This is a genomic window from Rhodopseudomonas sp. NSM, assembly GCF_052445935.1.
Lineage (GTDB): Bacteria > Pseudomonadota > Alphaproteobacteria > Rhizobiales > Xanthobacteraceae > Rhodopseudomonas.
This window is the reverse complement of the sequence record NZ_JBQTCH010000011.1, coordinates 65,706-77,988: the sequence shown is the minus strand read 5'-3', so window position 1 is coordinate 77,988 and position 12,283 is coordinate 65,706. Positions and strand designations below refer to the sequence as shown.

The 12,283-nt window shown below is 66.5% G+C and carries 9 protein-coding genes; all 9 read right to left on the bottom strand.

Annotation, left to right across the window (positions count from 1 at the left end; genetic code table 11):
- Window positions 1-237: 237 nt before the first annotated feature.
- Complete coding sequence (locus ACTZWT_RS22925) at window positions 238-1,491, bottom strand: PQQ-dependent sugar dehydrogenase (RefSeq protein ID WP_444771991.1); 1,254 nt, start codon at window positions 1,489-1,491, stop codon at window positions 238-240.
- A 364-nt stretch (window positions 1,492-1,855) separates the two neighbouring features.
- Complete coding sequence (locus tag ACTZWT_RS22920; protein ID WP_444771990.1) at window positions 1,856-3,505, bottom strand: OFA family MFS transporter; 1,650 nt, start codon at window positions 3,503-3,505, stop codon at window positions 1,856-1,858.
- Between the two features lie 63 nt (window positions 3,506-3,568).
- Window positions 3,569-3,784 (bottom strand): formate dehydrogenase subunit delta, encoded by a 216-nt coding sequence (locus ACTZWT_RS22915; protein ID WP_444771989.1) that lies wholly within the window; start codon window positions 3,782-3,784, stop codon window positions 3,569-3,571.
- Window positions 3,774-4,601 (bottom strand): formate dehydrogenase accessory sulfurtransferase FdhD, encoded by an 828-nt coding sequence (gene fdhD, locus ACTZWT_RS22910; RefSeq protein ID WP_444771988.1) that lies wholly within the window; start codon window positions 4,599-4,601, stop codon window positions 3,774-3,776. The genes ACTZWT_RS22915 and fdhD overlap by 11 nt, the downstream gene beginning before the upstream one ends.
- Window positions 4,602-4,603: 2 nt before the next feature.
- Complete coding sequence (gene fdhF, locus ACTZWT_RS22905) at window positions 4,604-7,450, bottom strand: formate dehydrogenase subunit alpha (protein WP_444771987.1); 2,847 nt, start codon at window positions 7,448-7,450, stop codon at window positions 4,604-4,606.
- Window positions 7,451-7,460: 10 nt separating this feature from the next.
- Complete coding sequence (locus tag ACTZWT_RS22900; RefSeq protein ID WP_444771986.1) at window positions 7,461-9,017, bottom strand: formate dehydrogenase beta subunit; 1,557 nt, start codon at window positions 9,015-9,017, stop codon at window positions 7,461-7,463.
- Complete coding sequence (locus tag ACTZWT_RS22895; RefSeq protein WP_444771985.1) at window positions 9,014-9,484, bottom strand: formate dehydrogenase subunit gamma; 471 nt, start codon at window positions 9,482-9,484, stop codon at window positions 9,014-9,016. Before ACTZWT_RS22895 ends, ACTZWT_RS22900 begins: the two co-directional genes overlap by 4 nt.
- 359 nt (window positions 9,485-9,843) lie before the next feature.
- A complete protein-coding gene (locus ACTZWT_RS22890; RefSeq protein ID WP_444771984.1) occupies window positions 9,844-10,737 on the bottom strand; it encodes a LysR family transcriptional regulator in 894 nt (297 codons plus the stop codon).
- Window positions 10,738-10,981: 244 nt separating this feature from the next.
- The gene (locus tag ACTZWT_RS22885; protein ID WP_444771983.1) at window positions 10,982-12,202 is read right to left on the bottom strand and encodes a DUF3419 family protein; all 1,221 of its coding nucleotides are present in this window, start codon (window positions 12,200-12,202) and stop codon (window positions 10,982-10,984) included.
- Window positions 12,203-12,283: the final 81 nt, after the last annotated feature.

Genomic DNA, 12,283 nt, shown 5'->3' with positions numbered 1-12,283 from the left:
TCTGTTGCGTCAGAGTTATGATTTGAGTTCGTCATTCCGGGATTCGTCGCGGACGGCGCCAGCCGGCCGCTGTGAAGACCCGGAATCCATAATCCCTTGTCTTGCGACAGGGTCTCTTGCGACAGGGTCCACCGGCGGCGGCGCAGAGTTGCGAAGTCAGGGCGTATGGATTCCGGGTTCGCGAGCTTTGCTCGCGCCCCGGAATGACGAGTCGAGAGTGATGATCAGCGCATCAGCTCACTTGCTGTAGCTGATGCGGTAGATCGCGCCGGCCCAGTCGTCCGCCACCAGCATCGAGCCGTCCTTCGCCAGAACGATGTCGGCGGGGCGGCCGAGATAGCCTTGGTCGCCTTCGAGCCAGCCTTCGGCGAAGATCTCCTGCCTGGCGTTCTTGCCGTCCGGATCGGCGATCACCCGCTTGATCCGCGCGCCCTGATATTTGTGCCGGTTCCAGGAGCCGTGTTCGGCGATGAAGATGTTGTTCTTGTACTCGGCGGGAAATTGATCGCCGGTGTAGAACTTCATCCCCAGCGGAGCGACGTGTGCGCCGAGATTCAACACCGGCGGCGTGAACTCGGAGCACTGGTGCCCCATCGCGAATTTCGGGTCCGGCATGTCGCCCTGATGGCAATACGGATAGCCGAAATGCTCGCCGAGCTTGCTGATCATGTTGAGCTTGTCGCTCGGCATGTCGTCGCTCACCCAGTCGCGGGCGTTCTCGGTGAACCAGTATTTGCCGGTGCGCGGATCGACGTCGCCGCCGACCGAATTGCGGACGCCGAGCGCGACCAGCTCGGCATTGCCGGTCTTGGGATCGACGCGGCGGATCTGCGACAGAGAGGTCGGCGGCAGGCCGATATTGAAGGGCGGGCCGAACGGCACGTAGAACCAGCCGTCCTTGTCGGCGGCCAGATACTTCCAGCCGTGCGCCACGTAGGACGGCATGTCGTCATACACCACCTTGCCGTCGCCGAGCTTGTCGAGATTGGCTTCGGCATTGTCGTAGCGGATCAGCTTGTCGATATCGATCACATACAGCGCGCCGTTCTGGAACGCGAGGCCGGTCGGCATCTTCAGGCCCTTGAGGATGGTCCTGACCTGCTTCTTGCCGTCCTTGTCGGTGACCGCATAGACGTTGCCGAGGCCGAACGAGCCGACGAACAGCGTGCCGTTGTCGCCCCACGCCATCTGCCGCGCCGCGAGGACGCCGGCGGCGTAGACCTCGATCTTGAACCCCGGCGGCAGCTTGATCTTTTTCATCATCGCCGCGAGCTCGGCGTCGGACGAACCGGTCGGCGGCCCGGCCGGCGGCGCCAATCCCTTTTGCGCCTCGGTCTCGTCGCCGAGAAACCAGTCCGGCGGCGGGTTGGTCCAGAAGTCCTTCTTGTCGGAATCGTATTTCTTGAGGCCCTGGGCGCCGGCCTGATGGATCGTCGCGGTCGCCAGGACCACAGCGCACGCAATCACGGATCGTTTGAAGACCGATTTCATCGCGTCACTCCCTCGCACGGCCCGCTGATGCAGCCGCATTATTGTTGTCGACACCGCCTGGGCATCGCCACCGGCGTCGGAGCGCCAGCCGGCAGACGCTACCATAACGGCCGCAACTGAGAAGGAGGATTGCGAACAAATCGCGTCTGATCACCGCCGCGGCCGATTAGTCCGCCGCAACCAAAGCTCGCTGCAATGCACTTGATGCAGTGCATTCCCGGAGTATCAGCTGGAGTAACAATCCGGTGCCGGCCAATGGAAGCGGTCGTCACCGGTTGTTGTGCGGCTGCGAATTCGGTCAGGCGCCGAGGTCGAAAGCCGCGCGGGACGGCGGATGGCCGCCGCCCCGCATCATCGTGTTGACTCAGAGAATCCTGAGCGCGTTCTGCAGCGTCACCCACATGCCCCAGGCGAGCGGAATGCCGACGAAAGCCCAGAACGCCGCGGCGCGTGCGTCGAGACCGCCCTTGCCGATGCCGTAGGAGCCGCCCTCGATGTTGGCGGCCGCGCCCCTGGCCTGCAGCGCGGCGACTTCCTCCGGCTTCATGAACCATTTGTCGGCCAGCGGCTTCACCATCGCATTGCAGATCAGGCCGACGACGAGCATCCCGGCGAGGATGTACATGGTGAAGTCGTAGACCTGCGCCCGTTCCACGCCGGCGGCGATCTGCGCTTCGCGGATGTAGTTCACCACCACCGGCCCGATGATGCCGGCGGTCGCCCAGGCGGTCAGCAGCCGGCCGTGGATGGCGCCGACGAACTGGGTGCCGAAAATGTCGGCGAGATAGGCTGGCACGGTCGCGAAGCCGCCGCCATACATCGACAGGATGATGCCGAAGGCGAGCACGAACATCACCTTGCTGCCCATCGCCGCCAGCGTCGGCGCCAGCGCGTAGAGCGCGATACCGAGCAGGAAGAACACGTAGTAGGTGTTCTTGCGGCCGATGTGGTCCGACAGCGACGCCCAGAAGAACCGGCCGGCGATGTTGAACAGCGACAGCAGCCCCGCGAAGCCGGCGGCGATGCCGGCGATCATGGTCTTCTGCTCGGCCGAGAGCTGGTTGAAGCTGAGATCGGGCAGGCCGATCAGCTTGCCGGCGAAGATCTCCTGCAGCATCGGCGAGGCCATGCCGATGACGCCGATGCCGGCCGAGACGTTGAGGCACAGCACCGCCCAGATCAGCCAGAACTGCCGGGTCTTGTGCGCATCGCGCAGATGCACGTGATGCTCGGTGATCATGGTGTTGGCCTTGGCGGGCGGCGTCCAGCCCTCGGGCCGCCAGTTCGGCGGCGCGATCCGATACGAGAACGCGCCGATGGTCATGAACACGAAGTAGATCAGGCCCATCACCAGAAAGGTCTGCCAGACGCCGACGTCGGTCGGGGTCTTGAAATAGTTCATCAGCATGTTGGCCAGCGGCGCGCCGATCATGGCGCCGCCGCCGAAGCCCATGATCGCCATGCCGGTGGCCATGCCGCGGCGATCCGGAAACCATTTCACCAGCGTCGACACCGGCGAGATGTAGCCGAGCCCCAGCCCGATGCCGCCGATCACGCCGGAGCCGAGCCACAGCAGCCAGAGTTGATGCGTGTAGATGCCGATCGCGCCGAGCACGAGCCCGCCCGACCAGCAGATCGCCGAGACGAAGCCCGCCTTGCGCGGACCGACCCGCTCCAGCCAGCCGCCCCAGACCGCCGCCGAGGCGCCGAGCAGCACGAAGAACAGCGTGTACATCCAGCCCATGGAGGCGACGCGCCAATCGCAGGTGGTCGTCACCAGTTCCTGGAAGATCGACATGTTCGCGCAGACTTTGGGCGCGGACAGGCCGACGGCCCGCGACAGCGGCAGCCAGAACACGCTGAAGCCGTAGGCCATGCCGATGCACAGATGGATGCAGAGCGCCGCCGGAGGTACCAGCCAGCGATTGTAGCCGGCGGCCGCGATGATGCGTTCGCGATCGAGCAGACCCGGCCGCGCGCCGGACAGCCGTCCGGCTCCTTCCAAGGTTGTCATGTCGTTTCCTTCCCCTGTTGAATCGCCCGTTTTCGGGCTGATCTCTCGTCCCTTGCCGTCTTCTTATTGTGTGGTTTTCAGTGCCTCCACGGCCGCCCGCACGTCCGGCGCGAGCCCTTCGCCGCCCGCGTCGAGATGCGCGACGATCGCCTTGCGCATGCGCGGATCCCAGAATTTCTTCAGATGTTCGGCGATGCCGGGCACCGCTCTGTCCGCGCCCTGGCTGCGAAAGAACGTGCCGATCTGATTGGCCATGTAGACCAGCCGGTCAGGCGACATCGGCGGCTCCCTCGCGCGTCCCGCCGCTGATCCGGCCGGGATGGGTGAACACCTCGAAGCCGTCGGCGCGCGCGATCGCGGCCAGCGTGATGCCGGCGGCCTCCGCCATCCGCACCGCCAGCGCGGTCGGTGCGGAGACGGCGACCAGCAAAGGCGCGCCGAGCGCGGCGGTCTTTTGCACCATTTCGACCGAGACGCGGCTGGTCAGCAGCACGATGCCGTCGCCGGTGGCGATCCGCTGCCGCGCCAGCGCGCCGGCGAGCTTGTCGAGCGCGTTGTGGCGGCCGACGTCCTCGCGCAAGGCGACGATGCCGCGCGCCGGCGTCCAGAACGCCGCCGCATGCACGGCGCGGGTCTCGATGTTGAGTGTCTGCAGCGGCGGCATCGCCTCGATCGCGGCGATGATCTGCTGCGGCGAGAAGCGACCACCGGGCCCGACGATCGCCGCCGGGCGCAGCGCCTCGGCGATCGAATCGACGCCGCACAGGCCGCAGCCGGTCGGGCCGGCGATATGGCGGCGGCGCTGCTGCAGGCGCTCGGCCTGCGCGCCGCCGATCCACATCCGCAGTTCGATGCCGTCGTCGAGCGGCACGATCTCGAAGGTCTCGATCTGCGACGGCGCCGCGATCACGCCTTCGCTCAGGCTGAAGCCGATCGCGAAATCCTCGAGGTCGGCCGGCGTCGCCATCATCACCGCATGGGTGCCGCCATTGTAGCTGATCGCGACCGGCGTCTCCTCGGGGATGGCGCGCGCGCCGTCCTGCATCCGGCCGTTGCGCCAGGTCCGGGTATGGCCGGTGTGGATGGTCGGGCGCATCGTCACTCCGCGGCCTCCGCAGGCGCCGCGATCCGCCGGGCGGCGGCCGCCTGCTCGTCATAGGCGCGCTGCCATTCCGATGGACCATTGGACGGCGCCACCTGCACCGCCGTCACTTTGTATTCCGGGCAGTTGGTCGCCCAGTCGGAGTAATCGGTGGTGACCACGTTGGCCTGCGTGTCCGGATGATGGAACGTGGTGTAGACCACGCCCGGCGCGACGCGATCGGTGATCAGCGCGCGCAGCGTGGTCTCGCCGGCGCGGCTGGCGAGCCGCACCCAATCGCCATCCCGCACGCCGCGCTGCTCGGCGTCGTGCGGATGAATCTCCAGTCGGTCCTCGTCGTGCCACACCGTATTGGCGGTCCGCCGCGTCTGCGCGCCGACATTGTATTGCGACAGGATGCGGCCGGTGGTCAGCAGCAGCGGGAAGCGTGGCCCGGTGCGCTCGTCGGTGGCGACATATTCGGTGATGACGAACTTGCCCTTGCCGCGGACGAAGGCATCGATGTGCATCACCGGCGTGCCGTCCGGCGCCTTGGCGTTGCACGGCCACTGGATCGAGCCGAGTTCGTCCAGCCGCGCGTAGGAGACGCCGGCGAAGGTCGGGGTCAGCGCCGCGATCTCGTCCATGATCTGCGACGGGTGCTCGTAGCTCATCTTGAAACCCATCGCCTCGGCGAGCCGCAGCGTCACCTCCCAGTCTTCCAGCCCATTGCGCGGCGTCATCACCTTGCGCACCCGCTGAATCCGGCGCTCCGCATTGGTGAAGGTGCCGTTCTTCTCCAGGAAGGTCGAGCCGGGCAGGAAGATATGCGCGTAGTTCGCGGTCTCGTTGAGGAACAGGTCGTGCACGATGACGCATTCCATCGCTTCGAGCCCGGCGGCGACGTGTCTGGTGTTGGGGTCGGACTGCAGGATGTCCTCGCCCTGCACGTAGAGCGCCTTGAACGAACCATCGACCGCGGCGTCGAGCATGTTGGGGATGCGCAGCCCCGGCTCGTTGTTCAGCGTCACGCCCCACAGCGCCTCGAAGCTTTCGCGCACCGCGTCGGTCGAGATGTGGCGATAGCCCGGCAGTTCGTGCGGGAACGAGCCCATGTCGCAGGCGCCCTGGACGTTGTTCTGGCCGCGCAGCGGGTTCACGCCGACGCCGGGCCGGCCGAGATTGCCGGTCGCCATTGCGAGGTTGGCGATCGCCATCACGGTGGTCGAGCCCTGGCTGTGCTCGGTGACGCCGAGTCCGTAATAGATCGCGCCGTTGCCGCCGGTGGCGAACAGCCGTGCCGCCTCGCGCAGCGCCTGCGGATCGACGCCGGTCATCGCCGCGGTCGCTTCCGGGCTGTTGCGTTGATCGGACACGAACGCCGCCCAGTGCTCGTATTCGCTCCAGTCACAGCGCTCGCGCACGAAGGCCTCATGGGTGAGTCCCTCGGTGACGATGACATGGGCCAGCGCGGTCAGCACGGCGACGTTGGTGCCGGGCTTGAGCGGCAGATGCTGCGCGGCCTCGACATGCGCCGAGCGCACCAGGTCGATCCGGCGCGGATCGACCACGATCAGTTTGGCGCCCTGGCGCAACCGCTTCTTCAGGCGCGAGGCGAACACCGGGTGGCCGTCGGTCGGGTTGGCGCCGATGATCATCACCACGTCGGTGTGCTCGACCGAGTCGAAATCCTGGGTGCCGGCCGAGGTGCCGAACGCGGTGGAGAGGCCGTAGCCGGTCGGCGAATGGCAGACCCGGGCGCAGGTGTCGACATTGTTGTTGCCGAAGCCGGCGCGGATCAGCTTCTGCACCAGGAAGGTTTCTTCATTGGTGCAGCGCGACGAGGTGATGCCGCCGATCGAGTCGCGGCCGTATTTGGCCTGGATGCGCTTCAGCTCCGACGCCGCGTAAGTAAACGCCTCGTCCCAGCTGACCTCGCGCCACGGATCGCTGATCTTCGCCCGGATCATCGGGTTCAGGATGCGTTCCTTGTGGTTGGTGTAGCCCCAGGCGAAGCGGCCCTTGACGCAGGAATGGCCGCGATTGGCCTTGCCGTCCTTGTAGGGCACCATGCGGACGACTTCCTCGCCGCGCATCTCGGCCTTGAAGGTGCAGCCGACGCCGCAATAGGCGCAGGTCGTCACCACCGAGCGCTCCGGCGTGCCGATCTCGATCACGCTCTTCTCGTTCAGCGTCGCGGTCGGGCAGGCCTGCACGCAGGCGCCGCAGGACACGCATTCCGAGCCGAGGAAGCTCTCCTGCATTCCCGGCGACACCGACGAGCCGAAGCCTCGGCCGGCGATGGTCAGCGCGAAGGTGCCTTGCACCTCTTCACAGGCGCGGACGCAGCGCGAGCAGACGATGCACTTCGACGGATCATAGGTGAAGTAAGGATTGGACTCGTCGAGCCCCGGATTGGGGTGCTTCTCGCCGCTATAACCATAGCGCACATCGCGCAGGCCGACCGCGCCGGCCATGTCCTGCAATTCGCAATCGCCATTGGCCGAGCAGGTCAGGCAGTCGAGCGGATGATCGGAGATATACAGCTCCATCACGCCCTTGCGGATCTGCTTCAGCCGCTCGGTCTGGGTCTTCACCACGAGACCGTCGGCGACCGGCGTGGTGCAGGACGACGGCGTGCCGCTGCGGCCGTCGATCTCGACCAGGCACAGCCGGCAAGAGCCGAACGCGTCGACCATGTCGGTGGCGCAGAGTTTCGGGATCGCGGTACCGATCTCCATCGCGGCGCGCATGATCGAGGTGCCTTCCGGCACCGACACGCTGCGGCCGTCGATCGTCAGCGTCACCATCGTGGTCGATGGTGAGCGCGGCGTGCCGTAGTCGATTTCCTGAACCAGAGCCATGGAGCGTCCTTTATTCCGCAGCCTGCAGGCGGCGCGGCGCGAGGCCGAAATCTTCCGGGAAGTGCGTCAGTGCCGACAGCACCGGGATCGGCGCCAGCCCGCCCAGCGCGCATAGCGAGCCGAACTTCATGGTGTTGCAGAGGTCTTCCAGCACGGCGATGTTGGCCGCGGGCCTGTCGCCGGCAATGATCTTGTCGACGGTCTCGGCGCCGCGGGTCGAGCCGATGCGACAAGGGGTGCACTTGCCGCAGGATTCGATCGCGCAGAATTCCATCGCGAACCGCGCCTGCTTGGCCATGTCGACGGTGTCGTCGAACACCACCACGCCGCCATGGCCGACCATGCCGCTCCTTGCAGCAAAAGCCTCGTAGTCGAACGGCGTGTCGAACAGCGCCCGCGGGAAGTACGCGCCGAGCGGCCCGCCGACCTGCACCGCACGGACCGGTCGGCCGCTCAGCGTGCCGCCGCCGATGTCGTCGATCAGTTCGCCCAGCGTGATGCCGAACGCGACCTCGAACAGCCCGCCGTGCCTGACGTTGCCGCCGAGCTGGATCGGCTTGGTGCCGCGCGAGCGGCCCATGCCGCAATCCGCATAGGCCTGCGCGCCGCCGTCGAGAATGTACGGCACGGCCGAGAAGGTCAGCACGTTGTTGATCACCGTCGGCCGGCCGAACAGGCCCTTGTGCGCGGGCAGCGGCGGCTTGGCGCGCACGGTGCCGCGCTTGCCCTCGAGGCTTTCCAGCATCGAGGTTTCCTCGCCGCAGATATAGGCGCCGGCGCCGACTCTCACTTCGATATCGAAAGGATCGGTCGAATGGCAGATGTGATCGCCGAGATAGCCGGTGCGCCGCGCCGCCTCGATCGCGGCGTTCATCGCCTCGACCGCGTGCGGATATTCCGAGCGGATATAGATGTAGCCCTTGGTGGCGCCGACCGCGATCCCGGCGATCGTCATGCCCTCGATCACCATGAAGGGATCGCCCTCCATCAGCATCCGGTCGGCGAAGGTGCCGCTGTCGCCCTCGTCGGCGTTGCAGCAGATGTATTTCTGGCCGCGGCCGGCCTGCGCCACGGTGCGCCATTTGGTGCCGGTCGGAAAGCCGGCGCCGCCGCGGCCGCGCAGGCCGGATTTGACGACGTCGTCGATGATCGTCTCGGAGCTGAGCCCGAGCGCGCGCTCGAGCCCTTTGTACCCGCCATGGGCGCGATAATCGTCGATCGAGCGCGGATCGACGATGCCGCAGCGAACGAAGGTGAGGCGGGTCTGCCGCTTCAGCCACGGGATCTCCTCGGTGAGACCGAGCTTCAGCGGATGCGGGGCGTCGCTGAGGATCGCGTCGAGGATCGAGGGGACATCCTCGGCCGTGGTCGGTCCGAAGGCGACGCGGCCGGCCGGCGTCTCGACTTCGAGCATCGGCTCCAGCCAGTACAGCCCGCGCGAGCCGGGCCGGACCAGATCGAGGGCGACGCCCTGCTCATGCGCAACACGGTTCAGTTCGGCCGCGACCTCGTCGGCGCCGACCGCGAGCGCGCCGGAATCGCGCGGGATGAAGGCGCGGATCGTCATCGCTGCGCCTCCGTCATCAAGGCATCGAGACCGCGGGCGTCGAGCCGGCCGACCACGCGATCGTTCAGCATCGCCGCGGGCGCTGTGGCGCACAGGCCGAGGCAGTAGATCGGCTCCAGCGTCACCGCGCCGTCCGCGGTGGTGGCGCCGAAGCCGACGCCGAGCCGATCCTCGGCGCGCGCGGCCAGCGCGTCGCCGCCGGCGGCCTGGCAGGCCTCGGCGCGGCACAGCTTCAGCACGTGGCGGCCGGGCGGCGTGCGGCGGAAGTCGGGATAGAAGGTGAGCACGCCGTGGATCTCGGCGCGCGACAGGTTGAGCGCCTGCGCCACCATCGGCTCGGCTGCCTCGGGGACATGGCCGAACGCTTCCTGCAGCGCGTGCAGGATCACCAGCGTCGGTCCTTCCTTGTGCGTCAACCCGGCGATGATCTCAGCGGCGCGGGTCGGATCCCATGATTCATTATGCATCGGCGCTCTTTTCGGCGTTGTCTCGCGACCGATGAAAATGAGAATCGTTCAAAGAATCAATAAAGCTGTCCAATGCTGCGATACGGAAACGATAATGACGGGGCACTGATCCGCATCCTTCGAGGCGCGCCCGATGGCGCGGCAGCTCGGAGCGCGGCCAGTAAATTCAGTTACCAGGATAAAAGCCTCTCCCCGTCATTGCGAGCGAAGCGAAGCAATCCAGGCCCGGTGCACGGAGCTCTGGATTGCTTCGTCGCGGAGCCTGTGCTCGGACGGCGCGAAGCGCCGATCCGAGTGCTCCTCGCAATGACGAGGACGCTCCCACTCTTGAACCAGATTGCCGAGGTGTCTGTCGCAGATCAGTTCTGCAGCGACGGCGCGACCTCTCGCGCGGTCTGCATCAGCGCCGCGACCTGAGGCGTGTAGGGCTCGCGCGGCGGCACCACCAGGCCGATGCTGTAGGACACCATCGGATCGACGATCGGAATGGTGCGGACGCCGTCGCCGAGCCCGAGCGTTTCGGCGAGCTTCGCCGGCATCACGCTGGCCCAGCGCCCGGTCTTGACGTGAGTGTAAAGCACGATGATCGAATTCGATGTCAGGGTCGGAAGCGCCTCGGTGCCGGCTTCGCGCAGCGCGCGGTCGATGATGCGGCGGTTTTGCATGTTCGGCGTCAGCAGGCACAGTGGAACCTGCCCGACTTCCTTCCACGTCACCTGATCGCGATCGCCGAACATGCCGTCCGGCGAGGTGATCAGCCGGTAGCTCTCCTGATACAACGGGATGGTGCGGACTTTGCCGACGGGTTCGTTCTCGATGTAGGTGAGGCCGGCGTCGGCTTCGAGATTTTCCAGCAGGCCCAGCACTTCCGACGAGGTGCAGGACTGAATGCTGAAGCGCACATCCGGATAGCGCGCGCGGAACGGGGTGGTCAGCGACGCCACCATGCCGAGCACGGTCGGAATCGCGGCGATCCGGAGCTCTCCGCTGAGGCTGCCCTTGAGAGAGTTGATTTCCTGCTTCATCGCCCGGGTATCGGCGACGATCCTCCGCGCCCAGTCCAGCGTCCGCTCACCTTCCGGCGTGAAGCCGAGGAACCGGGAACCGCGCTGCACCAGCATCACCCCGAGAATTTCCTCGAGCTGCTTGATACTGGTCGACATCGTCGGCTGCGTCACGCCGCAGGCTTCCGCCGCGCGTCCGAAATGGCGTTCCTTGGCGAGCGCAATCAGCAGCTCGAGCTTGTCGATCAAACCGGCCTCGTCAAATTTGCGAAATATGACGCGAGTCTTGCCCGATCAGGCGGCATTCGGCAAGGCAGGCACAGCCCGCTCCTCTCCCGCTTGCGAGAGAGGGCTGGGGAGAGGGCGAGCCGAGCACTGAGTCCGCGTTGTTCGGAGAGGCTTTCCCCACCCGGATCGCCATGCGATCCGACCTCCCCGGCAAGCGGGAGAGGTCGCGGTGGCAGCGCCTTGCTCCCTCGCGCGCGCAGTCCGATCAGTTCGCGCCGGGGCGTCGCGTGTAGCAGTGGAAGCCGCCGTAGATGCCGGAGCGGTCGCGGTCGAAGCCGATCGCGCTGCGCTCGGCGTCGCGCTGCCAGAGTTCCCGCAGCGGCGCGAGCGCCTCGGTGTCGAGCGGCGATTCGGCGCCCGCGGTGCGGAAGATTACCCGCACTGAATCCTTGCCGGACCGATCGATCGCGTCCCACAGCGCGCGGATCTCGTCCGGCGCCATCCAGTCCTGCGAGTCCAGCAGCACCACGGCGTCGATCTGCCGGGCCGGCAGATTTTCCAGGAACACGCGCAGGTTCTGGTGCACCGGAATGATCAGGCCGGCGCCCGAGCGCATCTGCGGGTAGCGGCTGCGCTGCAGATACAGCGGCAGGCAGCTGTCGCCGGGGCCGGGATAGCTGCGGCTCAGCGCCTGCCAGGCGAAGTAATTAGTCTCGTTCGGATAGACGTTGATCAGCCGCAGCAGCCGCGCGTGCAGCACCTCGTTGAGCGGCTGGTCGCCGCCGAGCAGTTCGCGCTGCTGCGGCGGGATGCCTAGGCTGAACAGCAGCGCCGGCGTGCGCGTCAGCAGCCTGGCGAAGCGCGAGTGGAACAAGCGATCGAGCTGCTGCAGCGCCGCCTTGCGCTCGGGAGAGTCCGGCGCCGCCTTCAGCAGGGCCGAGAGGTCGATCTTGGCGAATTTCGCCAGCAGATGCGCGAAGCCGATGAAGCTGCCGAGCGCGCCGTGACGGTAGAAGCCGTCGGTGAAGTAGCGATGGCGCGCGCGGCCGCGGAAGTCGCGTTCGTCCCAGTAGCTGCGCGCGTCACCATCGAGCTGCGGCCGCAGCCGCTGCCGATACAGGTCGGCATTGTCGTCGGCGGTACCTTCGCCGAAGAAGCGCCAGAACTGCTCGTAGTCCGGCAGCGCCCGCAAACCTGCGAGCTTCAGCTTCAGCAGCGCCAGATGCGCCTCGTTGAGATCGACCGCGAACACCTGCGCGGGCTTCGCGGTGAGGTAGGACAGCGCATTGCAGCCGCCCGAGGAGATCGTCACGATGGTCGAGCCGATCGGCAATTGCAGCGCCGCGAGATCCGCCTCGGGGTCTTCCCATATCTGGGTATAGACCAGACGTCGAAACCAGATCGAAAACAGACGATCCCAGATCGTCGATTCACTGCGATCCTTACTGTTGCGGACCGCGTCCGCGATGAGCTGCTGCGTATTCATACCACCCTCGAATCGGCAATCGTTCGAGAATAGCCGCGTCGCACTGCAGTTTTGCGACAGTCCGGCGCGCGCCGCCGGCGC